The organism is Asaia sp. W19, assembly GCF_003994335.1.
Classification (GTDB): Bacteria; Pseudomonadota; Alphaproteobacteria; order Acetobacterales; family Acetobacteraceae; genus Asaia.
This window is the reverse complement of the sequence record NZ_PNQZ01000038.1, coordinates 1-24,116: the sequence shown is the minus strand read 5'-3', so window position 1 is coordinate 24,116 and position 24,116 is coordinate 1. Positions and strand designations below refer to the sequence as shown.

The 24,116-nt window shown below is 59.1% G+C and carries 24 protein-coding genes and 2 pseudogenes; 16 read left to right on the top strand and 10 right to left on the bottom strand.

Annotated features, from left to right (window positions below; genetic code table 11):
• Nucleotides 1–25 precede the first annotated feature (25 nt).
• The 8 genes from C0V97_RS07850 to C0V97_RS07815 all read right to left on the bottom strand — a co-directional run bounded on the left by C0V97_RS07850 (nt 26) and on the right by C0V97_RS07815 (nt 7,085).
• Nucleotides 26–805, bottom strand: a complete 780-nt coding sequence (locus C0V97_RS07850; RefSeq protein ID WP_305006224.1) for a GolD/DthD family dehydrogenase — start codon at nt 803–805, stop codon at nt 26–28.
• Nucleotides 806–1,050: 245 nt separating this feature from the next.
• The gene (locus tag C0V97_RS07845) at nt 1,051–1,983 is read right to left on the bottom strand and encodes an ABC transporter permease (RefSeq protein ID WP_127102068.1); all 933 of its coding nucleotides are present in this window, start codon (nt 1,981–1,983) and stop codon (nt 1,051–1,053) included.
• Complete coding sequence (locus C0V97_RS07840) at nt 1,980–3,020, bottom strand: ABC transporter permease (RefSeq protein WP_127102067.1); 1,041 nt, start codon at nt 3,018–3,020, stop codon at nt 1,980–1,982. The genes C0V97_RS07845 and C0V97_RS07840 overlap by 4 nt, the downstream gene beginning before the upstream one ends.
• Nucleotides 3,017–4,579, bottom strand: a complete 1,563-nt coding sequence (locus tag C0V97_RS07835) for an ABC transporter ATP-binding protein (protein ID WP_127102084.1) — start codon at nt 4,577–4,579, stop codon at nt 3,017–3,019. Before C0V97_RS07835 ends, C0V97_RS07840 begins: the two co-directional genes overlap by 4 nt.
• A gap of 28 nt (nt 4,580–4,607) precedes the next feature.
• Nucleotides 4,608–5,705: a BMP family ABC transporter substrate-binding protein gene (locus tag C0V97_RS07830; protein WP_127102066.1), complete on the bottom strand. Its 1,098-nt coding sequence runs from the start codon at nt 5,703–5,705 to the stop codon at nt 4,608–4,610.
• Nucleotides 5,696–6,259, bottom strand: a complete 564-nt coding sequence (locus tag C0V97_RS07825) for a glutathione S-transferase family protein (RefSeq protein ID WP_127102065.1) — start codon at nt 6,257–6,259, stop codon at nt 5,696–5,698. The genes C0V97_RS07830 and C0V97_RS07825 overlap by 10 nt, the downstream gene beginning before the upstream one ends.
• Nucleotides 6,253–6,849, bottom strand: coding sequence for a Rieske 2Fe-2S domain-containing protein (locus C0V97_RS07820; RefSeq protein WP_127102064.1), 597 nt, complete (start codon nt 6,847–6,849; stop codon nt 6,253–6,255). Before C0V97_RS07820 ends, C0V97_RS07825 begins: the two co-directional genes overlap by 7 nt.
• Nucleotides 6,846–7,085 carry a hypothetical protein gene (locus tag C0V97_RS07815; protein WP_127102063.1) on the bottom strand — a complete coding sequence of 80 codons (240 nt, stop codon included), beginning with the start codon at nt 7,083–7,085 and terminating at the stop codon, nt 6,846–6,848. The genes C0V97_RS07820 and C0V97_RS07815 overlap by 4 nt, the downstream gene beginning before the upstream one ends.
• Before the next feature lie 216 nt (nt 7,086–7,301).
• On the opposite strand from C0V97_RS07815, the gene C0V97_RS07810 reads away from it, so the two are divergent.
• From C0V97_RS07810 to C0V97_RS18545, 7 genes are all read left to right on the top strand, one after another.
• Nucleotides 7,302–8,138 (top strand): aromatic ring-hydroxylating dioxygenase subunit alpha, encoded by an 837-nt coding sequence (locus C0V97_RS07810; protein WP_127102083.1) that lies wholly within the window; start codon nt 7,302–7,304, stop codon nt 8,136–8,138.
• On the top strand, nt 8,135–8,626 hold the full coding sequence (locus tag C0V97_RS07805; protein WP_127102062.1) for a nucleoside deaminase: 492 nt from the start codon (nt 8,135–8,137) through the stop codon (nt 8,624–8,626). Before C0V97_RS07810 ends, C0V97_RS07805 begins: the two co-directional genes overlap by 4 nt.
• Nucleotides 8,627–8,735: 109 nt before the next feature.
• On the top strand, nt 8,736–10,088 hold the full coding sequence (locus tag C0V97_RS07800; RefSeq protein ID WP_127102061.1) for an 8-oxoguanine deaminase: 1,353 nt from the start codon (nt 8,736–8,738) through the stop codon (nt 10,086–10,088).
• Nucleotides 10,089–10,486: 398 nt separating this feature from the next.
• On the top strand, nt 10,487–12,232 hold the full coding sequence (gene ybaL / locus C0V97_RS07795) for a YbaL family putative K(+) efflux transporter (protein WP_127102060.1): 1,746 nt from the start codon (nt 10,487–10,489) through the stop codon (nt 12,230–12,232).
• Between the two features lie 377 nt (nt 12,233–12,609).
• Nucleotides 12,610–12,771 carry a DUF3309 family protein gene (locus C0V97_RS07790; RefSeq protein ID WP_233582043.1) on the top strand — a complete coding sequence of 54 codons (162 nt, stop codon included), beginning with the start codon at nt 12,610–12,612 and terminating at the stop codon, nt 12,769–12,771.
• An 850-nt stretch (nt 12,772–13,621) separates the two neighbouring features.
• The gene (locus tag C0V97_RS07785; RefSeq protein ID WP_127102059.1) at nt 13,622–15,181 is read left to right on the top strand and encodes a Hint domain-containing protein; all 1,560 of its coding nucleotides are present in this window, start codon (nt 13,622–13,624) and stop codon (nt 15,179–15,181) included.
• A 905-nt stretch (nt 15,182–16,086) separates the two neighbouring features.
• Nucleotides 16,087–16,644, top strand: a complete 558-nt coding sequence (locus C0V97_RS18545) for a transposase (RefSeq protein WP_199751732.1) — start codon at nt 16,087–16,089, stop codon at nt 16,642–16,644.
• Between the two features lie 20 nt (nt 16,645–16,664).
• Here the strand turns inward: C0V97_RS18545 and C0V97_RS07775 are convergent.
• Nucleotides 16,665–17,620: pseudogene (locus tag C0V97_RS07775) on the bottom strand (integrase core domain-containing protein).
• 791 nt (nt 17,621–18,411) lie between these two features.
• Between C0V97_RS07775 and C0V97_RS18890 the strand changes: the two are divergent.
• The 9 genes and pseudogenes from C0V97_RS18890 to C0V97_RS07730 all read left to right on the top strand — a co-directional run bounded on the left by C0V97_RS18890 (nt 18,412) and on the right by C0V97_RS07730 (nt 23,564).
• Entirely contained in the window at nt 18,412–18,759 is a 348-nt protein-coding gene (locus C0V97_RS18890) for an energy transducer TonB (protein ID WP_127102058.1), read from the top strand.
• A gap of 206 nt (nt 18,760–18,965) precedes the next feature.
• Nucleotides 18,966–19,274 (top strand): energy transducer TonB, encoded by a 309-nt coding sequence (locus C0V97_RS18885; RefSeq protein WP_127102057.1) that lies wholly within the window; start codon nt 18,966–18,968, stop codon nt 19,272–19,274.
• 604 nt (nt 19,275–19,878) lie between these two features.
• A pseudogene (locus C0V97_RS07760) lies at nt 19,879–20,636 on the top strand (IS5 family transposase).
• A gap of 186 nt (nt 20,637–20,822) precedes the next feature.
• Complete coding sequence (locus C0V97_RS07755) at nt 20,823–21,842, top strand: hypothetical protein (protein ID WP_127102056.1); 1,020 nt, start codon at nt 20,823–20,825, stop codon at nt 21,840–21,842.
• A gap of 63 nt (nt 21,843–21,905) precedes the next feature.
• Complete coding sequence (locus C0V97_RS07750; RefSeq protein WP_127102055.1) at nt 21,906–22,154, top strand: hypothetical protein; 249 nt, start codon at nt 21,906–21,908, stop codon at nt 22,152–22,154.
• Complete coding sequence (locus tag C0V97_RS07745) at nt 22,151–22,642, top strand: lysozyme (RefSeq protein WP_127102054.1); 492 nt, start codon at nt 22,151–22,153, stop codon at nt 22,640–22,642. The genes C0V97_RS07750 and C0V97_RS07745 overlap by 4 nt, the downstream gene beginning before the upstream one ends.
• Complete coding sequence (locus C0V97_RS07740) at nt 22,639–22,869, top strand: hypothetical protein (protein ID WP_127102053.1); 231 nt, start codon at nt 22,639–22,641, stop codon at nt 22,867–22,869. The genes C0V97_RS07745 and C0V97_RS07740 overlap by 4 nt, the downstream gene beginning before the upstream one ends.
• A gap of 57 nt (nt 22,870–22,926) precedes the next feature.
• Nucleotides 22,927–23,217 (top strand): hypothetical protein, encoded by a 291-nt coding sequence (locus C0V97_RS07735; RefSeq protein ID WP_127102052.1) that lies wholly within the window; start codon nt 22,927–22,929, stop codon nt 23,215–23,217.
• Nucleotides 23,214–23,564: a hypothetical protein gene (locus C0V97_RS07730; protein WP_127102051.1), complete on the top strand. Its 351-nt coding sequence runs from the start codon at nt 23,214–23,216 to the stop codon at nt 23,562–23,564. Before C0V97_RS07735 ends, C0V97_RS07730 begins: the two co-directional genes overlap by 4 nt.
• A 172-nt stretch (nt 23,565–23,736) precedes the next feature.
• Here C0V97_RS07730 and C0V97_RS07725 read toward each other — a convergent pair.
• On the bottom strand, nt 23,737–24,116 hold a 380-nt coding region (locus C0V97_RS07725), incomplete at its 5' end, for an outer membrane beta-barrel protein (RefSeq protein ID WP_148114927.1).

Below are 24,116 nucleotides of genomic sequence, written 5' to 3'. Positions count from 1 at the left end.
GCGTGGCTCGTGAAACCCTCTGTCTTCAGAGTATGGTGTAGCCACCATCGATCAGCAGATCCGCACCATTGATCATCGCCGCCCCGGACGAGGCGAGGAAGAGTGCAGCAGCGGCGATCTCTTCGGGAATCGCGAAACGGCCAGTTGGGATGCGTCGGATCGCGGCCTCGCCCTTTTCGCCTGCCCAGGCCTTCTTGCCAAGCTCGGTGAGAACGACCGTAGGGGAAAGCGTGTTGACGGTGATACCGTATTTACCCCATTCGGCTGCGAATGTCTTGGACATGCCGATCACGCCGAACTTCGAAGCACAATAAGCGACATGTTCCTCAATGGCGACCGTTCCCGCCTGCGAGGCCAAATTGATGATACGTCCCCCCTTGCCTGCCTTGATCATCTCCTGACCAACAGCCTGCGTCACCAGAAAGCTCCCCTTGAGATTAATGGCGATCGTCTTGTCCCAGTAGTCGAGCGGTAATGTCTCGGCTGGCGCAAGAAAGACGACCCCAGCGCAATTGACGAGGATATCGATGCGCCCGAAGCTGGCGACCACATCGGAAACCATCTTGCGTACGGAATCAGGGTTCGACACGTCACATGAGAAAGGACGCGCCGCCGCGCCAAGGGCCTCGGCCTTGGCCGCTGCATTGTCCTGATTGACATCGACAACAGCGACCTGTGCGCCCTTGCTGACAAAAGCCGCGGCAATGGCCGCACCGATCCCGGAGGCACCCCCGGTAACAAGGGCAATCTTGCCCTGCAGCTTGAAGTCGAAATCGATATCCGACGCCGTGAACTTCATCTCCATGATCACACTCCTTGTGATTAATCACAGCTTTTCTATGACTTTTGTTTGCGGGAGGTAAGCGCCAGAGGCCTTGTCTCACAGAGAGTTCAGCGCGCACCACACTTCGTCAGAAAGCGGCAATCACATCGCAGGCCACATTATTGCGTCATTCTGTTCGGATACCTCAGGTCATCAGCAGCATTTGCCCATCTCCCGTGAAATGCCCTGCGCGATGCGGACAGGTTGGGCGCTGCCTTGAGTGCGGCCTAACGCTCTTCGCGAAAATACGGCGTCCCGAGCGCAGCGGGAGCGGCCATGAAACGGCGAAGACCTGGGAGCAGGAGCGCTGGGACGATCATGAAAACAATTGTGCCGAGATAGGGTGTCATGTTGAGGATAGCAGGGGGCACGGGCCATCCCTCGGCCTGGCCGAAGAAGCTGAGCGACATGACGAGGCCAAACAGCAGGGAGGACGCCGCAGCGAGGATCGGCCGGTAACCGCAAAAGATTACAAGCGCCACCGCAATCCACCCCCGCCCTGCGATCATTCCCTCTGACCAGACGGGCATGACCGAAAGCGTCATATCTGCCCCCGCCAGTCCGGCCAGCGCCCCTCCAGCCACAACCGCCCAGAGGCGGAAGCGTCTGACCGGAATACCTACCGCATCCGCTGCTGCCGGGTTCTCTCCCACGGCGCGCAGGCTCAGCCCCATGCGTGTCCGGAACAGCAGGATATGACCCAAGATCGGCAGGATGACGAAGGCAAGATAGACAAACGGACTCTGATCGAAGAGGGCCCCGATCAGGGGGAGGCGCGACAGACCGGGTATGGGCCATGAGGCGAAGACTGCAGCGACGGGAAGCCCGGCGACCGAATGGCCAAAAACGGCGCTCAATCCCAAACCCAGAAAGGTCAGGGCAACACCGCACAGTGTCTGATTGGCGGCGCCATTGACCGTGGCAAGTCCGAGAACGGCCGCACCGCCGCCGCCAATGGCAAGGGCGGCGAGGCAGCCCAGCCATGGCGAGGATGTTGCGTCTGCGGTCAATACAGCCATGACGGCGCCAAGCGCCATGAGCCCCTCAACACCGAGATTGATGACACCGGCACGCTCGGCCACGACCTCGCCTTGCGCAGCAAGGGCCAGGATGCTGCCATAGGCAAGGGCATGAAGAACCAGAGAGATCCAGAGGGTCATTTCTGCATCTCCAGCTTCACGTACGCTGCCAATTCATCGCTCACAGCGATAGCGAATACGAGGAGCCCGGTAATCGCCAGGACCGAGGACGCACTCACCTGGAGCGTTTGCAGCACAATACCTGTGTTGAGAATCACGGCCATCAGAAAAGCGGCAGGGATCAACGCAAGCGCAGAATGACGCGCAAGCAGCGCGACAACGATGCCAAGGTAACCATAGCCATGGGCAAGACCGCCCTGCAGGCGATGGACCGTACCCATGACCTCCATCATGCCGCCAAGCCCAGCGAGAGCCCCAGAAAACACGAGTGCGAGGAACAGGCGCGGTGCAACGGTAACACCGGCATAATGCGCCGCTTCGGGGTTGGAGCCACACAGGGTCAGCTCATATCCGAACCGGCTGCGCTTGAGGCCCAGCCCCAGCGCCGTCACCACGGCCAGTGCGAAGGGGCCACCCCAGTGAACGACACTATACAGCGACGGGATCGCTGTTTTCATGCGCTCGCTTGAAACTTGCGCGCCCGTCACCTGATCAACCCAGGGGCCGGTCACGAGATAATAGACGAGAAAGGAAGCGATGAAGTTCAGCAGCAACGTCGTGATGATCTCGCTCACCCCCAGCCAGGCGCGCCCGGCGGCGGGAACCGCGCTCCATGCTGCCCCGGCCAGCAAAGCGGCGATCGCGGCCAGGGGCAGGCTGAGTGAGGACGGGAGCGGGACGAACAAGCCGATCGACGCCGCAGCCGTCGCCCCGGCAAGGAATTGCCCCTCTGCGCCGATATTCCAGAGCCCCGCGCGCAGGGCCAGCCAGACGGCGGCCCCCGTCATGAGAAGCGGCGTCATATACAGAGCCAGATTTTCGAGACCGAAGACCGTGCCAAAAGTCGAGGTGAGAACGAGCCTGGTGACCATTGCCAGGTTGAGGCCAAGCATGGCCAGAACGACCCCAAGCACGAGAAACACGCAACTCAGCGCCACACACCGGCCGATCAGGATACGCCGGGCCGGAACGACCGCCAGGCGGATACGGCGACTCATGACGGCTCTCCCTTATCTCTTCCGCTCATCAATGCGCCGATCTGAGCGCGGTCGAGCGCCCCGTTTTCGATCACCGTCATCAGCCTCCCGCCACAGAGAATGGCGATGCGATCACTGAGCGCGAGGATCTCGTCGAGGTCTTCGGAAATGAGAACGACCGCCCTGCCCTCGTCCCGGATTTCGGCGAGTGTCTCACGCATTGTGGCAATCGCCCCGATATCCAGACCGCGGCTAGGGTAACTCGCAATCAGCGCGCGATGGCTGATCATGCGCTCGCGTGCAAGGACTACCCTTTGCTGGTTCCCCCCCGACAGCCCCCTTATGGGCGCTGCGGGATCAGCGAGCGTGACCTCAGCCTGGCTGAGCAGGGAACGCGTGAAGCGCAGCGCCTCGGCGGCATGATAGGCGAGCCGCCCGCCCACGGGGTTCGCGCGAAAAACGCGCATCACCGCGTTCTCGGTTACCCCCAGAGCGGGAGCGAGGGCCTTGTGCAGGCGGTCTTCAGGCACATAGCCTATACCGGCCTCCCGGAAAGCGCCCGGTCCGGCGGCGCGCATGACGCGCCCGGCAACATGGACCTGCCCCTCCTGTGGCACGCTCAGCCCGGTAAGCAGATCGGCAAGCTCTGCCTGTCCGTTTCCGGTGACCCCCGCGACGCCCAGGATCTCGCCTGCGCGAATGTCGAGTGAAAGCGGCTGCAGCCGCACACGCCCTGAGGAATCGCGGCAGCAGACATCCTGCAACGCAATCACAGTTTCCTGCGAGCAGCGAGGAGTAGCACGGGGATAGGTGGTTTTCTGCTCGACCGGGCGACCAATCATTTCGGTTACCAATGTGGCCGGTGTCGTATGGGCAATTCTGTGCGTGCCGGCCACACGCCCATGACGAAGAACCGTCACGCAATCGGCCAGCGCCATGATCTCGTCGAGCTTGTGACTGATCAGAATGACCGCGCCACCGCCATCACGGAAGCGGCGCAACGCGGCATAGAGTTCCCCGACCTCGAGCGGGCTAAGAACGGCGGTTGGCTCATCGAGAATGAGCATTCGCGCGCCACGTGACAGCACGCGCAAGATCTCGACACGCTGCTGCTCACCCGAGGTGAGACTGTCTATCGGAGTATCGGCCTTTATCTCAAGGCCGAACCGGGAAGCTTCGGCCTCCGCGCGCCGAATGATTTCCTTGCTGCTTAGCCACCGTCCTGTTTCGCTCCAGCCGAGCGCGAGATTTTCAGCCACTGTGAAGCGCGGGACGAGCTTGAAATGCTGATGCACCATGCCGATCCCGGACGCGATAGCCGCCTCGGGACTGTCGAACCGAACGCCATAACCATCAAGGATCAATTCGCCTTCATCGGCCTGATAGAGGCCGGTGACAATATTCATCAGGGTCGATTTGCCCGCACCGTTCTCACCGAGCAATGCGTGAATTTCCCCGGCGTAAAAATCGATCGAGACGTCCTTGTTCGCAATCACGCCGGGGAAATACTTGGCCACCCCGGAGAGCGAAAGAAGAGGCGGCGTGCCTGCCGGGAGATTTGCCGGACGCGTTTCCGGCATGTGATCGGCGCCAAAGGGTGGAACGGCTTCAGACAAGACCCGACACTCCCTCGACCTGCCAGTTCCAATGGAAAATCTCCATATCGGTCATCGTCTGGCCAGCAGCCACACGCAATTTGCCACTGGAATCCCTGATCGGCCCTGTGAAGGGCGACCAACCGGCGAGCATGCGATCACGTGCGGCATCGGCCTCGCGCTGGACGGCGAGCGGCACGCGCGCGCCCCAACGGTCGCGATCTACACCGTGTCCGAGAGTCAGGAATTTTCCCTCCGGGCGCCATCGCCCCGCCAGACGCGCCGTGATGATGTCACGGTAATAATCGACAAAATCGAGCACGACCGAACTGACATACGCCTCGGGCCCAAACTGCCGCATGTCTGTATTCCACATGGCGGCCCAGACATGCCGCTCGACCGCCACACGCAGATAACCGGGATCGTCCATGATCCCGCACAGAAAATCGCAGCCGCTATCGACAAGCGCGGCGCCCGCCGCAGCCGCTGCCTGCGGATCGAACCAGGAATTGATGGAGATCACCCGCATCGTCGCCTGGGGATTCACCGACCGCGCGCCCAGCAAGGTTGCATTGGCGCTGGCTATGACCGAGGGCGTTGGGAAAGAGGCGACATAGCCCAGCTTTCCGTTTTGGCTCAGCCGGGCCGCTGCGATGCCGATCACGTAGCTCGCATACCAATGGGTGATATAGTACCAGCCAAGATTGCCTGTCACAGAATTGCCGTCGCATTCCATGAACCCGACATCAGGGGCCTGATCAGCCACATCCTTTATGAAGTCGCCATAATTCGACGTCGAGATGACCATTTGGGCGCCCTCGGCGACAAACTGTCGGAACAGGCGTGTGGCATCGGCTGAATAGGGAATGCTTTCCACATAGAGAGAGCGCATTTTCGGGAAATGCTGCTTGAGCGCGCGGATCGCCTTGTCATGCATTTGCGTCCAGCCACCATCATTGATCGGACTGGTATGGCCAAAAGCCACGAGCAGATCCTCTTCCGCTATCGGTGCGAAGCGCGTTGCCGCGCGGGCGGAAAGGGGGAGCGCCGCACAGGATGCGGCACTGAGCAGGGTGCGACGGGTCAGCAGCCCCGGCTTGATCAATGACATGCGGCAATCCCAGGCATGACGACGAATTCAGGTAACTCACGAATCATTCGGACGAAGCGCCTTATCGCCGGATAGAAATCCATCGACACACCGAGGTCGCGGGCAAGCCCGGCGATCGGAAACGCCACGATATCCGCAAATCCGATGCGCTCACCACATAACCAGGAATTTCCCGCCAGCCGCGCACGGCTCAGACGATCTTCCAGGCCGCGGAGGACAAGCGTTACCTCCTCGGTTTCGGCGTTTCCAGGCATGGTGGCTATCAAGGCCCGGCGCCGGGCCGCGGAAAAAACCTCCAGCCCCTCGAGCGCCCATTTGAGACAGGTCAGATCCTCTCCCTCTGGCCAGCTCCACCAGCTACCCGACTGACGGGCGAGGCAAAGCAGAACGTCGTAAAGACCCACGTTCGAATAGCCTTCTTCGTCATTGAGCGTGGGACCATAGATTTCGGCGCGCCTGTCTGTGATGATCTCGAGAGGAATATGCATCAGAGCCGCTGCGAGACGCACGGCGTAGCTGCGCTCATCCATCATCCAGCCATGCAGGATCAGCATCGTGTTTCTTCCACTGTATCGCGCAGATCCTGCAGCCAGTCATAGGCTGCAAGGCGCGACCCAGGGTCTCTTACAGCCAGGTGGACCATGGTGACACTCTCGTCCGGGCCATGCATCGCAATAAGGCGGTCGCCCGCCACGCGCCAATGCTCCTCTCCGAATGCGAGGGCAGTGCGCATTTCCTGCAGCGGCGCCCGTATCGCAAGGCTGCGGACCGGGTGCCATACCCCCTCGGCTGGCGTCAACAGGGCGCGCGCCTCACGCGCGTCATCGCCGAACCAGACCAGGCCCGCCTGTTCGACAATCTTGAAACTCCGCGTCCTGATCGTAGAGGGCGGATTGAGGGCGGGATGTGCCGGTATGGCGCGGCACTGCCCGGCACCGTCGAACTGCCAACCATGATAGGCACAGGCCAGACGCCCATCGCGAATGAAACCAAGGCTGAGTCTGACGCCGCGATGCGGACACCGATCCTCCCATCCGTGAACTACGCCATCGGGACCGCGCCAGAGTACCAGTTCCTGACCATTCAAACGCATGGGCGCAATGTCACCCGGAGCAATATCGGTTGAGAGCGCGACTGGGATCATGGATGATGGCTCTCTTCCCATTGGGTCACGACACAGGCGGCGGGACCAATGACGCATGCCATGACGAACATGCCGACAAGCGCCCGAGCGCCACGCAGGACGAGAACGATCTCGTTCGGGAGCAAGCGTTGGAGCGTCATCTCGATGTTGAGCAGATGAGCTCGGTCTTCCGCAAACTGGCAAAACACCGCGATGTCGAAACGACCGAAGAGTTGAAGCGCGGTCGTAATGGTCATCCTGTCTCCACGCAAGATTGTTTCAATGGGAACGATCCTGACAGTAATAATTTTTTTGACAAGTGGACGAAGCCTATTAATGTGACTGCAAGCGCAATGAAAATCGGAACGCCTCGAAGGAGTCCAACCCCGTGAACGACCAGGTCTGACAACGTGACGATCAGCGGCTGGAAGAGTCCCGATCCGGTATCATCACGTCACTGGTATCCCCTTGGCATGATCGATGAACTGGGCAGGGAATTTACCGATACCCTCCTGCTGAATGCGCCGATCCGTTATCGCTTGAATGCCCGGGGTGAGGCCGAGGTTTTTTCCGATGATGGCCCTCTCCCGGTTTGCATCCGGCACGGATATGTCTGGACAAATCTGTCGGAAAACAAGACAGATATTGCCCCCTTCCCGCCGCTTCCCGAGGCTGAGGAACCTGACAGACGCCTCGTTTGTTGTGGCTCGATCATGGTTCACGCCTCTGGACTGCGCGTGGTCGAGAACTTCCTCGACATGGCCCATTTCCCGTTTGTCCATACTGGCATACTCGGCGCGGAGCCCCGTACCGAAGTTGAACGCTACGCCGTCGAGACGCGCGAGGAAGGACGAGAGATCTGGGCGACCGAGTGTCGCTTTTTCCAGCCTCAAGCCGCGCTCGCCGCGTCAGACGGTTTGATGACCGACTATATTTACCGTATCGCCGCGCCCTTCTCGACATTGCTGTACAAGACCAGCCCCAATCACCCGCAGCGGAAGGACGTCATCGCGCTTTTCGTCCAGCCCATGACACCTGGAACATGCCGCGCGCATCCGGTCATGTTTCTACTCGATGAGGGGTCCGAGTTCGACGCACTTGTCGAGTTTCAGCAGATGATTTTTCTGCAGGACCGGGTCATCCTCGAAAACCAGCGCCCTGTTCCCATGCCACTGGATGCCTCGAGCGAAATCCCGACACTCGCTGACCGGTCATCGGTCGCGTACAGGCGCTGGCTCAAGGTGCAGGGAGTTACCTTTGGCGCTGCAGGAATTCCTCTCTCTTCTCCTGTTCAGGAAGCGGTCACATGAGCCCTAGCCCCAACGACCTTGCCCTCCTGCGTCAGGCTTTCGAGGTGGCGGATCAGTCGCGTCTCGCGGGCGATCATCCCTTCGGGGCCATTCTGGTGGACGAATCAGGTCAGATCGTGATGACCCAGGGAAACGGCTACAGCAGTGAGGGCCACGACATGACGGCCCATGCGGAACGGCTGCTCGCTACGCGCGCCAGCAAGACTTTCGGCACGGCGCGGTTGCGCGGTTTCACGCTCTATAGTTCTGCCGAGCCCTGTGCCATGTGCGCCGGCGCTATCTACTGGGCTGGCATAGGCCGCGTCGTATACGGTCAGTCAGAGGCGCATCTGAAGGCCATGACCGGGGCCCACCCCGAAAATCCGACCCTTGATCTACCCTGCCGTGCGGTATTCGAGGCGGGACAGACAGAAACACTTGTTATCGGCCCTTTGCTGGAAGAGGAAGCTGCCGAACTTCAGCGCAGTTTCTGGCTCGAGAAAGCCTGAGGCGCCTCTTCAACGCCCGTTCTTGACTGGAAGATGACGATCCGGGCTTCCGCGAGCCCGGAACAGGGCTCTGGCGGATCATCCGTTTGTCTCCTGAAAGGGGCTGGAAATGTCGTCTTCCCTGCTTGTCACCAACGCCGCGCTCTATCTGGATCGGGGTTTGGAAATCTCCGATGGCTGGATCCATCTGGAACATGGCCGCGTCAAGGCCTACGGACCGATGAACTTAGCGCCACCTGAGGCCGACCGCATCCTCTCCGCCGAGGGGCGCCTGGTCACACCCGGTATGGTGAATAGTCATCACCATATGTACCAGAATCTGACCCGTTCCTATGCTCCTGTAGTCAATGGAACATTGTTCGAGTGCCTGAAAGGCCTCTATCCGCTCTGGGCGACCCTTGATGAGGACGCGGTCTATCTGTCCTCTTACGTGGCAATGACAGAATTGCTCCTCGGTGGCTGCACAACCTCGATGGATCATCATTATGTCCACCCCCGCGCAAGGCTGATCGATGCGCAGATCAGGGCTGCACGCGATATCGGCTTCCGCTTCCTCGCCACACGCGGGTCAATGACCCGCTCGGTCAAGGATGGCGGCTTGCCCCCTGACAGCGTCGTTCAGAGTGAGGACGTCATTCTGGAGGACAGCGAGCGTCTGATCAGCCTCTATCACGACCCATCGCCCGGTGCGCTGACGCGTGTAGCCCTGGCACCCTGCTCCCTTTTCAGCGTGTCAGAGACCATCATGAAGGAAAGCGCCCTCATGGCTGAACGCCATGAGGTGCGTCTTCACACCCATCTGGCGGAAGACCCCGATGAGGATGTGTATTGCAAGGAGGTCTATGGCTGCACCCCGACGGAGTATTTCGAACGTTCCGGCTGGGCCAGCGCTCGTTCCTGGGTTGCCCACTACATCTACCCCTCGGGTGATGAAATCGATCGTCTCGCGCGCAAGGGTGTGTGCGCTGCGCAATGCCCCTGTTCCAATATGATGATTGGAGGCGGTGCTGCAAACGCCCTCGACCTGCGGCGGCGGGGCATGAAAGTGGGTCTGGGTTGCGATGGGTCGGCCTCGACCGATCACGCTTCGCTTTGGCTCGAAGCCCGCATGGCACTTCTGCTTGGACGATTCCAGAATGGCCCCCACAGCATGACGGCGCGCGATGCCCTCGATATGGCCACGCGGGGCGGGGCCGCGTGCCTGGGCTGGGAAGACGAAATCGGCCATCTGCGCATCGGCGCCTGTGCAGATCTCGTGATCTGGCAGCTTCCGCCGCTTTCCCGGGCTGGCGCCCTGAGTGACCCGGTAGAGGCGCTTCTGCGCTGCGCGCCAGCCACGGCATGGTACACTATTGTTGCCGGCCGCATCCTGGTATCTGAAGGACAGCCCTGTCAGTCCGATCTCGACCGTGTTCTGGGTGAGCATGAGCGCGCGGCTCGCCGCATGCAAAAACTTTCCTGAAGCCCTTCCCCCCTGAGCGCGCGTGATATGGCTTCAATGCTGTCGCCACGTCGCAGCAATATCCTCCGGGGATCCGAATCACGCCTTCCATGTCGGGAGCGACCGTGATTAACAAGCGGATGATCGTCGTCACCTCCGTTTCTCGCATCATCACACGGCCTGGGTTGATACCCGCGCGGAAAGATCGTGACCCTGTCGGGTCAGGAAACCTGGTCAATTCGACTGCCTCTTTGGAGTAATCGCATTCATGTCCCGTTGAACGCGCAATCTCTTGAAATATTATGAAGCTGTCTTGCCCACCAGGTTTTCCTGCTCATGACATTGCAAAACCATTCTTGATCGCAGATGTTCCTACACTGACCCCTTGATTGTTTGATGTTGCAGGATCCTGATCTGCCATGACCCATGACGCGCCCCTGATCGGTATACTCGTTATCGGGCTTGGATTAGCGTTCATACTGGGCACGATAGCCCAGCGAGTCAGGATATCACCGCTGGTTGGGTATCTGCTGGCGGGCATCGCTGTCGGTCCGTTCACCCCGGGGTTCGTGGCCGATCAGCCTCTGGCTGCCGAACTGTCGGAAATCGGCATCATCCTGCTCATGTTTGGCGTAGGGCTCCATTTCTCACTCAAGGATCTGATCTCGGTGCGCGCCATCGCGGTTCCGGGCGCACTGCTTCAAGTAGCGGCTTCGGTCATGATTGGTGCCTCTGTGGCCTGGGTCCTCGGGATGAACATGGGGGCCTGCATCATATTCGGCATCGCATTGAGCGTTGCCAGCACCGTGGTTCTGCTCAGGACGCTTCAGGAGCAGCGGCTGATCGAGACAGAGCGCGGGCGCCTTTCGGTTGGATGGTTGATCATTCAGGATCTGGTGACGGTGCTCGCGCTCGTCCTTCTGCCTGTGTTCTCTCCCATGATGCAGCAGGGATCTCATCAGACAATCAGCCTCGCAGGTCTGGCCGTAACCATCGCCTTGACGCTTGGCAAAGTGGCCGCCTTCATGGCGCTCATGCTGGTCGTGGGCCGCCGGGTCATCCCCGCCATCCTGCATTACGTCGCTCATACCGGGTCGCGTGAATTGTTCCGGCTGGCGCTCCTCGCGCTGGCACTGGGCGTTGCCTTCATTGCGACAGAATGGTTCGACGTGTCATTCGCGCTTGGAGCCTTCGTGGCCGGCATGGTTCTGAGCGAGTCAGAACTCAGTCATCGCGCTGCGGCGGAAACACTGCCGCTCCGCGACGCTTTTGCGGTGCTGTTCTTCATCTCTGTCGGGATGCTGTTCAACCCCCTTGTGCTGGTTCATCAGCCCTTACCCCTCCTTCTGACGTTTCTCGTGATCCTGGTGGGGACACCGCTTGCGGTGATTGCGATACTGCGTCTGTTGCGCCAGCCCTGGAACACGACATTGTTCATCGCGAGCGGCCTGGCGCAGATCGGTGAATTCTCCTTCATCCTCGCCGCACTCGGCATGAAGATGAAGGTTCTGGATGGCCGAGCACAGGATCTGATCCTGGGCGCATCTATCCTGTCGATCCTCATCAATCCATTCATCCTCATGGCGACACAACGTATCGAGGCATGGATCACGCGACACAGCGCCGCGCCCGAAAGCCCGGTCCCCGACGAGGCGGGCATTCTGCTCCCTCCCCCCCAGCCTACAACGCTGGAGAATCATGCCGTGGTTGTGGGATGTGGGCGCGTCGGTCGATTGGTGGTCGATGGCTTACTGGGAGAAGGATGGTCTGTCCTGGTCGTTGAGACCGGCAAGATGGCTGACCCCTTCGCCAGCAGGGAGCGGATCGAATTGATGCTGAGCAATGCTGCCGAAGCGCGTACGATCAAGGCGATGCATCTTGGAAAAGCGCGCCTTTTGATGGTGGCGATCCCGGAACCTTTCGAGGCGGGACAGATCATCGCGCAGGCCAAAGCGATCAATCCGGATCTGATGATCATCGCTCGCGCCCATTTCGACAGCGCAGTCGAGCATCTCAAGGAGTTGGGCGCCGATCATGTGATCATGGGCGAACGCGAGATGGCTCTGGCGATGCTTGCTGTGACGGCCAGCGATCTACCCTTCGACTCACGACCTCCCTTGTCCGACCCCGCAGCCGAGAGCGGTCTGGACCCGTTGCCCGCGTAATCTTCCAAGCCAGGGCCTCACGCCTCCCCCGGTATTGCGTGGTCAAATCGGCGGTGCCTGCTGGCGCGACCGACCTGAGGCTCCAGGGAGAAAGCTGGCATTACGAGAGATTCCCGAATGCTATGCCCGCGCATGGCCTGCCTCGAAGCATGTTTAACCCCCGATGCTCGACGGGTGCACTGCCCTGCCCCGGCTCGCTATCTTGGTTGCCTGCTCTGGCATAGTCGGGCGGTCCTCGCCGAATCAGGGACTGTGATAAAAAGAGCGCAACAGAACCCATATATCGGGATTTATTGCCTAGCCCCGAACCATGCGCCTTTTGGAACGTGAATGCAGAACGGCAGAAAACCTGTTTTGCCGACTGGGAGATCCTGGAAATGAACCTCATTATAATCCTGATCATCGTGCTTCTGCTGCTCGGCACATTTGGCGGATATGGCGGATGGTACGGCACGGCCTGGACCGGATACGGAGCCGGCGGCGGCGTTGGGCTCATCGTGCTCATCCTTGTGGTTCTGATTCTGATGGGCAGGCTCTAAATCGGTCAGCGCCCCGTCATCACATGTCGCGATGACGGGGTAGCTCCCTCCGCCCCGGCGCTCGACAGTCGATACAGAAGAATGCGCCCTGGCGTTCTTCTCCATCGCACTGGGGGGTCTTCGGACGAAGCGTTTTCGAGCAGGACGCACCAAGAGAGGCCCGTGCATCTCCTCTCGTCGGATCATTCCGCGGGGCATCATTGCATCGGCCCCACGAGAAGCTGATCCTCCCTCCAAGTATAGTCGTAGCAGGTCGCGGTACGGCGGAAGTGCGCCCCGCAGCGCTCATGAGATTGTGCCTTTCTCGAGATACCGCAGGAATCTGTAACTAGAGCCCTGGTATACAACGGCCTCCCGGCATTTCCTGACCGAATCCGAACCGTCAGTCAGGAACTGGCGGAACGACCGACGAGAAAATATTTTCAAAAAGAAAACATCACCATGCGTTTTCTCCGATCCTGATCTAGGACTGCATCGGTACGCGATCCGGTATAACGTTCGGATATGTTATATGTTCTCTTTAAGCAAACTCAACAGTACAAATAACACTTTGAGACGGTATAGTTTTATTTGAATCACGCACCTGTGAAACAAAGTACTTGAATGAATCATTTTCAGGTCTTATTGACCCACACCGAACGCAGACTCACAAGTTGGGAAGATTACCGACGAATTACGGAGTAGTTGACGATATATGGCTCGATGAATCCTCCGATCGATGGCAGATACATCAAGTTCACGCCATACTCTCACCACTCGTCGGGATTTCGCTCATGACGCCCGCGTTTCGGGCTACTCGGATCAGTTTCGGGTGCGGTTTTGATGGTTGAACTGGAACAGGGTGGGGCAAATGGCCAACTGGAACGGCAATACTCGTTATTACAATGTTAATGGCGATACCCTGAATATAAATACGGGAACGGCACCCGTCGGTGCGAGCGGTACCTCCCACATCTATGACGTCACGACGGGCACTCGTGGCGTGCGGATTGTCACCACTATGCCGACCTATGCCTATGCCGGGAACAGCTACAGATTCCGCTTCACGGTTCCAACAGGTGCGCCAATTTCCTTCGCTTTTACGAACCAGAGCGCACGCGAAAAGGTAGTTACCTATGTCTACATCGCCGCGCTCAACAAAACGACGATCACGATCGCTACCGGAATCACCAATGCCGGCTCTTTCATCTATGAGATCCCTGGCAATCCGTTCAATCTGACGACCGGCAGGATCGCATCCCATACAGTGCCGGTCGGGAGTTCGTGGTCGCTTGCAGGGCTTGTGTGCTATTTGCCGGGCACGCTCATCCGCACGGCAAATGGTGACCGTGTGGTCGAAAACCTCGCGATCGGCGATCTGATTGCTGTATGGGACGCGCGCAAGGAGAAAGAGGTTCTGCGACCCGTAACCTGGATTGGCCGCGGCTTCGCAGTCCCACGTTCGGGACGGCCCGACGACACCAGTCAGCATCCCGTGCGTATCCTCAAAGATGCCGTTTCACCAGACGTCCCATCGCGGGATCTGCTGGTCACGAGTGAACATTGCGTCTACCTCGACAGCGCCTTTGTGCCTGTCCGCATGCTCGTGAACGGGCTGACGATACGCTATGAAGAGGATATCGGGCCTTACAGCTACTACCATATCGAAACGGAAGAGCATTCGATCCTCTGGGCAAATGATCTGAGAGCAGAGAGCTATCTGGATACGGGCAATCGCTATCTGTTCAGAATGGGCGCCTCGCACGAAAAATGCGCCCCGCAGGAGAGAAACTGGCAGCTTGACAGCGCTGCGGCTCTTGTGACGGAACGGGATTTTGTGGAACCGCTCTACCGGAAGCTGCTGCAACGCGCTCGGGAGCTCATGCCGACATGCTCTCCTCCACTGCCGAACCTCACCTCCGACCCCGATCTGATGCTGCATACCGATAAGGGGCAAACCATACGGCCCATGCGCAGCGCCAATGGGTGGGTGACATTCATGATCCCGTCTTGCGTTTCCGAGCTTTGGATACACTCCCGAGTATCGAGACCCAACGAGACGATTGGTCCCTTCGTTGATGATCGCCGCCAACTGGGTGTGCTGATCGGGCAGATGCATATCTTTGCCAGTCAGGGCACTCTGGAGCTGAACAATCATCTGCGTGAGGCGGAACTAACCGGATGGCGTGAGCTCGACCGAAATGCGACCTCCCGTTGGACAATGGGCCGCGCACTGGTAAGATTGGCGAAGACGGAAGGGCCGGAACAGGGTCATAGCCTGCTGAGCCTTCAAATCCTCTCCGCTGGTCCCTATGTCGTGACCTCTGCTCGAGATAGCGCGCTCTCCGGGTTGGATTTCCTTGACCCAGGCTTCCATGCTGGAGCAATCCGTGGCTTGCTCGGTGAGGCGGCTGGTCAAAGCTGTACCTGAGCTCACGTCTTCCCACAGGAAGAGAGTAGAAATGCGGGCCGCTACGCCCTCGAGAGCATGCGCATCAGCCCGCGGCACGAGCATTTCTGGTCTCCGGTCGGGAATGTCCTAAGCGCCCGTATCAAGCTCTCGCGCCGCGCGATGATCCTTCCGTCACTCTGGGGCAAAGATGTTCATTTCCCTGAGCTCTCTGAAGGAGCCGGAGAAACAGACGTCCTGATTCGTGCTTCCCTTCAGTCCAATCAAGGCGAAACTCATGTTTCGGTCTCGCCGATGGAAACCGGACCACGTTTTTCTGAGGGAAATCTCTGGGGACTTCCCGTAGCTGCGAACGCTTTCCAGAACAATGGTGGCTTGAAATCAAAGACAATGTATGGCATTATGCCATCATTGTCTGACGGCTCGGTTGGGCTCTAGCCTCGACCCGGTTCGGCGCTGTGTATTGCCAAGACCATCCCACCGCCCACGCATTAGCGACGTCACCTGTAGCACCCCGCATCTTTCCTTAAGCGCCACTTCCGGGCGCTCCCCCGGTGGACCATGATCGAATACTGGAGAAAGCTTAGTCCCGTCCTGGAGATACGTGGGTAAATCATCTTCGTTTATTGGGGGAGATGCTGCTCGGAACCTCGAAAATCGTCTGAACATCCGATGAGTTCGACCGGGTAATTGAGGTGCGCTGATTCCATACAATTCCCCGCCCGAGTTCCCGACCTCACGGGGCCTCAACGACAACCGTGGTATAATCCCGAACCTGAACTTCGGATGTCGCCGCCGGAGACATTGGCACCGAAATCGCCCCCCCCCTTCCGAGGAACCGTGCTCCGTTGAGTCGATCACATCACCCGGAAAGCGCTCGGCGCTGCTCCGAAAGACCCCGTCCCTCACATATCGAGATCCCGTGAATGGTGCCCGAAGACCAGCAGCTTGCCAGAAAATCGGTTCGTCCATGGCCTCGGCTCAAGACCCTTTACGAGACTGAGATGATGTCATTCGACGGTCATCGGAAGGGGATCCCGATGTCTGATCTGCCGATGCTGCCTGTGAGCAAGATGCGCGGGTTAGGGTCATATTTACCGAAAATACGCGGTCTGAAACGCGTAAATGATCACCGCGTGCTGAGCGGCATCGTCCACGTGATCCGGCATGGCGTGCAATGGAAGGACGCGCCGTCGGGCTACGGTCCGCATGAGACGCTGTATGATCACTTCATCCGTTGGAGCCGTCTTGTCGTACTTGCCCGGATCTTCTCCGCCCTGACGGGTAATGCTGGCGTCCCGGAGGAGTTGATGATCGACAGCACACATCTGAAGGCGCATCGCACTGCCGCGAGCCTGCTCAAAAGGGGGTGCTGCGCGTCGGATCGGACGCACAAAAGGGGCCTTAACTCGAAACTGCATGCCGTCTGCGACGGGCATGCCTTAGAGGTGGACCAGTTCGTTCGGACAGTTTTTAGTGCCTGATAAGCTACAGCCGGTTGTTGTTATGCCGCCCGTTTGACGGCGTTACTGTTGGCCAATGGGTCCGGGGCTAACTCCGGACCCATTGGCGTCGGCATGTCATGATACGCTTCAGCGGGCGTGCGTCCAGCCAATGCCGGATGCGGACGCTTACCATTGTAACTGGCGATCGATCCCGCAAGCCCGATCCGCAGTTCCGAACCGGTCTCAAACGCGTGCAGGTAGATGCGTTCGTATTTGAGCGACCGCCACAGGCGCTCGATGAACACGTTGTCCAGCCAACCTCCGCGCCCGTCCATGCTGATGCGGATCTGGCGTTTCGCCAGCACTTCCGTGAACCGGGGCGTCGTAAATTGCGAGCCCTGCTCCGTGTTGCAGATATCCGGAGCGCCATAGCGGATCGGGGCCTCCTGCAGCGCCCCGATGCAGAACCCGGCGTCCATCGTGTTCGACAGGCGCCACGACAGAACCTTACCAAGCAGGCGAAGATGCCGCGTCATCTGCCGCGACCCATAATAGGGCGTCTCCAGAAACTGCACGTCGATCAGTCGCATCAAAGCCAGGCTGGTCTCACTCTCAGGCACGGGCCGGTAGTAAACGCCCGACCGGTTGAGCTGCAGCAACGCGCATTGCCGCACCACAGATAGCCGGGGCCGCTTCAGGTCAATCATTTGCCGCTTCTGACCACGCCCAACCACACAGAGGCATCCCGTGAAAAATCCGGTTCCACCAGGAGCTGCCCGATCTTCGCGTGAAGTTTCTCCATGTCGGCCGGGCTGATTGTCGCGTCAGGTGCCAGCTTGCCGGAAAACGTCGCCGACATGCCCTCAAGCGCCTGGCGCTTCCATTGGACGATCATCGTCTGATGCACGCCGTGCGTCGACACCAGTTCTGCCTGCGTCTACTCGCCCCGAATTGTCTCCAGCGCAACCCGAGACTTGAACTCACCCGAATACCGTTTCCGCGTAACCTTACCCATAAACCCGTCCTGTCTCAGGCCGGTCTATAGCTTAACCCCCTGCCCGAAAACCGGGGCCACCTCTGTGCCGTAGCAGAGAACAAGCTGCTCATCGCTGAGGGCTATCAGGTCAAGGTCCAGGCATCGTCATCGGGCTCGGATTATCAGGCGACGGAAAAGGGCGCACCATTTGGGCGCATGTTCGACACGACGAGCATGAGCGGCAAGGGATCACCAGCTACCCTGAAATGGTCCAACCGGATCGTGAAGGATCTGCTCCCTTTCTCCCGCCCGAAGGAGGCAGCGTCATGAGCGCGCTGACACTGGCGGGCGCGGCGGGCTAGAATAATCGCGTTAAACGAATCGATCACATGGGGCTATTCCCGACACTGCGCCGGGGTGACTATGTGATCTGGCAAGACGTGTCGGGCTTTCTAGAGAAAGGGCTCTATGTCGTCTCTGCTGGCGGCGCGGAGCAAGTTTATCGGGTCCAGAACTGCGGCGGACGGCTGCGGCTACTCTGGCCAGAACGCGACATCGACCCTAAGACACGGGCGTTGAAGCCGACTGCACGGCCACAGGAAATCGAGATGGAGGCGTTCGCGACGTGCTGCCGTGGGTTTGTAGTCGCCTCGGTGGCTGTTCATAAAGGGGCGGCGCTACTGGGGCGAAAGGCACTCATTCCGGTGCGGGCAGGTCAGGCTAGAGCTATTTAGCTGCCGTCAAGCCCGTGCACTATGAGGATGTTGGCCACTAAATTTTGAAGTGTTTCTGATAGATATGACAGACGAGATGTTCTAGATAAAGTACAGGTGCAATCTGGCCGACACTCAAAGGATGAAAATGTGCGAAAAATATTAACCATCGTGCTATCTCTTTGCTTCACCGCCTGCTCGAGCGCGCCTAAAAAGCCCCTTTTGGCTTACTACCCGGAAGATCTACTCAAAAAAAACGAGACCGGCGACGTCACATTGGCCTGTGACATCGACACCAATGGGCGGCCTCTACACTGCCGGATCATATCGTCTACGAATCACCACTTCGATGCAGCCGCATTGAAATTCGTTGGTAAGGCGCGTTACCAGCCTGCCGTGCAGAATGGTCATCCCGTAGTCGAACATGGTCACATTTTGCGCGTGAGTTATCGTTTGTATGATTAACTGGCGGAGGTGAACCACCCCACCTTCGCGTGACCTGATGCCTGCACCTAGCATTCGAAGGGTGCAGGTTTGCATAATTCACGCTTCTGCCAAGAGGAAGATCTTGAATATTGCGAAGAGTTCAAGTAGCCGCCCCCAATAATAAGATTACCTCTTTCGGAGGAGTTTGAGAGATGCGGAAGTAAATATTCGGGGCATTCATTTTAATGCTCTCGGGGTGCGCCAGTAATGGCCTACAGCGTGCTCGACCTGAGAGACCCTTCCAGCATGGTCCCATATACCCCAGCCCCCTATTGGAAAAAAATATACAAGGTAGCGTCTCAGCAGTATGTGATATTTATACTGATGGTCGTGCACACAATTGTGTCATTACATTTGCTACGCATCCTCTGTTTGCACAGGCTTTTTTAGACTACATGCGCGAACAGCGCTACCATCCCGCCTCGAAAAATGGACAGCCTGCAGTCGAGCACGGCTATACTATCCATATAGGCTTTTCAGTGGCGAAGGATTAGTTGAGAGAAGTACGGACAGCCCTGCCCTCGCTTAAAATCCTAGTCAAGCGATGATCGCGTCATAAAGCATACAGTATGCGATCAATGCGAGCACGATCATAAAATAAACTACTACCGGTCCTAACACGATCAGCAGGACCACCGCTTACGAAACCTCGTGCGGCGCAATTCTGCGCCCATGCGTTGCTTGTTTGGGCGCGGTGGTCACAACATGCCGCAGCTGGCCGGTAGGTTTGCGCGCCGAGGCCGTTTGGGGTTGCTGTGTTCTAAACTGCGGCATCTCAGCGACCAAATCGGCCTGCATCTGAAGCCACATGGGTGTCCCCCCTTCATCAAATTCGTCGTCTGTTTCGTCACGAAGTGGGCGCATGCCAGGAGTATAGCATATGGCTGACGTCTATCGCATCGGCGTCGCGATCGGCATGACCGACAACTTCTCTTAAGCCTTGTAGGCTCTTGTGGCAAAGGCACCGGACGTCAACGTCGCAGCCACGGAACTTGAAGGCACGTTCAATCGTGTCAAATTGCTCGTGGCAGGCCTCGCCTCAAGACCCTTAACGAGACTGAGATGATGTAATTCGACGGTGATCGGAAGAGGAACCCAATGTCTGATCTGCCGATGCTGCCTGTGAGTAAGATGCGCGCGTTAGGAAGATATTTCCAGAGAATGCGCGGTCTGAAACGCGTAGATGACCGCCGCATGCTGAGCGGCATCGTCTGCGTGATCCGGCATGGCGTGCAATGGAAGGACGCGCCGTCGGGCTACGGTCCGCATAAGACGCTGTATAATCGCTTCATCCGTTGGAGCCGTCTTGGCGTATTTCCCCGGATCTTTTCCGCCGTGACGGGTAATGCTGGCGTCCCGCAGGAGTTGATGATCGACAGCACCCATCTGAAGGCGCATCGCACTGCCGCTAGCCTGCTCAAAAAGGGGTGCTGCGCGTCGGATCGGACGCACAAGAGGCGGCTTGAACTCGAAACTGCATGCCGTCTGCGACGGGCATGGCCGTCCAGTGGCGATGCTACTCACCGAAGGTGAGATGGAGTGACCACAAGGGCGCAGCCCTGCTGCTGCCACGCTTGCCCTCCACCCGCCACCTGGTCGGCGATCGCGGTTACGACAGCAATCACTTCCGGCGCAATCTGACAGAACGAGGCATCGAGCCATGCATCCCGTCCACGAAGACCCTGAAAGTGCCGATCCCGCACGACAAGTCCCGATATCGCCGGCGGCACGAGGTCGAGAACATGTTTGGCTACCTCAAGGACTGGCGCCGCATCGCCACGCGCTACGACCGCTGCGCCCACACCTTTTTCTCGGCAATCTGCCCCGCCGCAACGGTCATCTACTGGACGCCGTAATGAGTCCTGAGCCTAGGCCGTGCCGGCCCTGATTGCCGCCTCAACACCCCCTGCGCCCGGCGTTGATATCAGCGCGGTTTACGACGCCACAATGACCGCCTGGCTGGCCACCCTGCCGACCTCAACCCCCGCAACGGGCGGCTGGTGGAACAATGCAAACATCCCCTCATACAAAGAGCTGGAATCATGAGACGCTTTCTCGCGCTATTGGCCCTCCTTCCCTCTCTGGCCTGGGCTCAGAGCACAAAGTCGCAATTCGTGCCTCCCAATGGCCTGTCACTGGATACGCCGCTTGGGACGGCGCGCAACGCAGACGGATCGGGTGTCGTCACCTTCGCGACGATGCAGGCCGGAATTGCTGGCGCAGTAACGCAGTCCCAACTGGCAGGCGCTCTCACCTCATATCTGACTTCTGAGGCGGCAGCGGCGACCTATGCAGCCACGACCTATGTTGACGCGGCCGTTCAGACGGAAACCTCGCGCGCTAAAGAAGCAGAACAGGCGAATGCGAGCACCATAGCGTCGCTCGTATCCGATAGCGTCACCCAATCCGATCTGACGTCAAGCCTTTCGGCCTACCTGACCACGACGCGATCCGATGCACGGTATGCAACGCCGTCTGCAGTGGCCAGCGCGGTCCAAGGCGAGGCCAACCGGGCCAAAGGCGCAGAACAGGCGAACGCTTCGGCCATAGCCGGGATCAAGTCGGATTATATCACGCCCAGTATGCTGGATGGCACTCTTGGCGGCTACGTCACTGGCGCTGCCCTCAACTCTGCGCTCTCTACCTACCTTACGCAAGCCCAGGCTACCTCCACCTATCTTACGCAATCTCAGGCTAGTTCCACGTATCTTCCCTTGGCAGGAGGATCTTTATCCGGTGCCCTTAACACCCAGCAGATTACCATTTCACGAGGGGATATTGTTCTTACCGGAGGCGGCAGCGTTCTGCTTTTCAGCGGAGGGCGCACGGGGGCATATTTTTCAACCAATTCCTTTGGGGATTTGGTTATCAACACTGCGGTTGGCGGTGGTGGCGGCATCCGAATGATACCGACGACCTTTGCAAGCCTGCCGTCATCGCCGCCAGCAGGCACTGAGCATTACTGCTCTGACTGCTACATCGGCAGCGGCGCCAAAGGCGTCAACGTGCTCTACAATGGCACCGCATGGACCGGCGTTTCCGGCGCAGCGATATCACATTAGCTGCCCATTTTCTCAAATCCTCAGCCGCCCTTCACCGGGCGGCTTTTTTTTATTGGAGGCGACATGAGCCCCCCAGGAGATTTCATCACGCGCGACGCGTTTTCCGAGGTCAAGGCCGAACTCGAGGAGATTGTGCTCGACGTGCATTCCCTCCGGGTGGCTCAGACAGCCTCGAATGCCAAGCTCGACAAGATCCTCGCTCAGGTCACCAGGCAGGGCAGCATCAAGGCCTGGGTCGGCTGGGCAATTGTGACGGCCACATCTGCGGCCGTTGCCACAGTTCTCACTCATATCCCCATGGCGCATCCATGACCGGCATCGACATCGCACTCGCGCTGATATCGCGCGACGACTTCGAAGGGCTGAGCCTCAAGCCCTATCTCTGCCCGGCCAATTACTGGACCATTGGCTACGGCAATCGCTTCCTCGGTGACGGCACGCCTGTCACGGCGACGACGAAGACAATCGCCCAGGGGCAGGCCCTCGACCTTCTGCGGAACACGGTCATGACCCTGCAAGCGAAGCTGCGCGCGTTCGTGACCGTCCCGCTGACGGATTATCAGGAGGGCGCCCTGCTCTCCTGGCAGTTCAATGTCGGCACCAACGCGGCCAAGGGCTCGACCCTCGTGCGCCGCCTGAATCAGCACCTCTATAGCTCGGCCGCACAGCAATTCCTCGTCTGGGACAAGGCCACGGTGAACGGACAGCTCGTCAGTCTGCCGGGGCTTCAGCGCCGCCGCAAGATCGAAAGCGGCGTGTTCCTCGGGCGCGGTATCCCCACAACCGGAGTATCCGCATGAACTTCGACTGGCAGACGATCTTCGAGACCGTCCTCCCCTTCCTGCCTGCCTCTCTCGCCGGTGATGCGACGACGATCCTCACCTTTGTCGTGGCCCTGGCCGCCGTAATCGCCCGTTTCTGGGCCCGACCGGCGGACGGCTCGAAATGGCTTCCACTTTACCTGCTCGTGAACACCGTCGCGATGAACGGCAAGCACGCCACCAACGCAGACGACGCCAAGCCCTGACAGACGACACCGGCAATCGGGCCGGGATCAGTCCTCATCATCCAGAAGGAAAAGACCATGACCATTAGCGCGAACACGCTCGTCACCAAGTTCGTCAAGCTGATCACCGAGGCGGATGGCAGTTCTGTCAGCACCGCCACCACGGCCAAGCTGACGGCGGCAGCCGCCATCATCGGCGAGGTTGGCGATCTGATCATCCCGTCGCTCGAGAACTCCAACAAGGATCTGTCGGCCATTCTCGATGCGATCAACGCGATCGAGGACGATGCCGACAAGCTCCACACCGATATCAAGACGCTCGTTGCCGCGTTCAAGGGCACGAGCAGCACTGTCGCGCAGCCGGCGTGACGGCTGACCTCATTGCCGGGGCCGTGGCGTTCATCGTTGCGGCACTCGGCGCCCTGATCTGGTACGCCAACCGGGCGGGGAAGAATGCGGCGTTTGTCAGCACGTCCGAGGCGGCGAAGACCTCTGCCGATGCGACGACGCTCAAGGCCCAATCCATGGCCCAGGCTCAGGCCGACAAGCCAGCAACGGAAGATGCCGTGTTGCAGCGGCTCGGGGGGACGGCACTGCATGAGGTGGATCCCTCTCTGGGCCCTGCTCGGGCTCTCCGCCTGCTCGTCGGTGCAGTACGTGCCCTGCCCTACCCTTGTGACCTACAGCAAGGCCGATCAGGCAGCGCTTGCTGCTGAGATTAAGGCGAGCCCGAAACCGGAAACGGTGCGCTGGCTTGGGGATTATATCGGGCTGCGGGATCAGGTGCGAGCCTGTAAAAGATGATCGACGCCCCCCAGCGACCCCGACAAAGCCGATAAAATCGAAGTGCAAACGTACGACAGGCCTTTCGGGCAGAGCAAGGGTAACTCAGAAGCCGATCATGGCATCGCCACCGAAGGTGAAGACGCCGCTGTTGCGTCCATCATTGAAGGGGATGGTGCCATTGAGCGAGCGGTCGAAGCGGATCTCGGGACGGAGCGCGAACACGCGTACGCCATGACCGAGGTCGGGCTTGTAGGTCACGCCGAGGGTAAGCGCACCATAGGTCGTGGCCGGAGCGGATTCGGCAGGCGCATAGCCGCCCTTGAAGGCGTTCATATAGGCCTGGTTGTTCAGGAAGCTCACGACGAACAGACCCGTGCTGTCGCGATAGAGTTCGCCACGATAGTTGAAGGTCAGGCTGKGCGTGATCTTGTAACCTGCAAAGGGGACCACGCTCCGGGGGGCCGCGTGGAGACCGTTGTCAT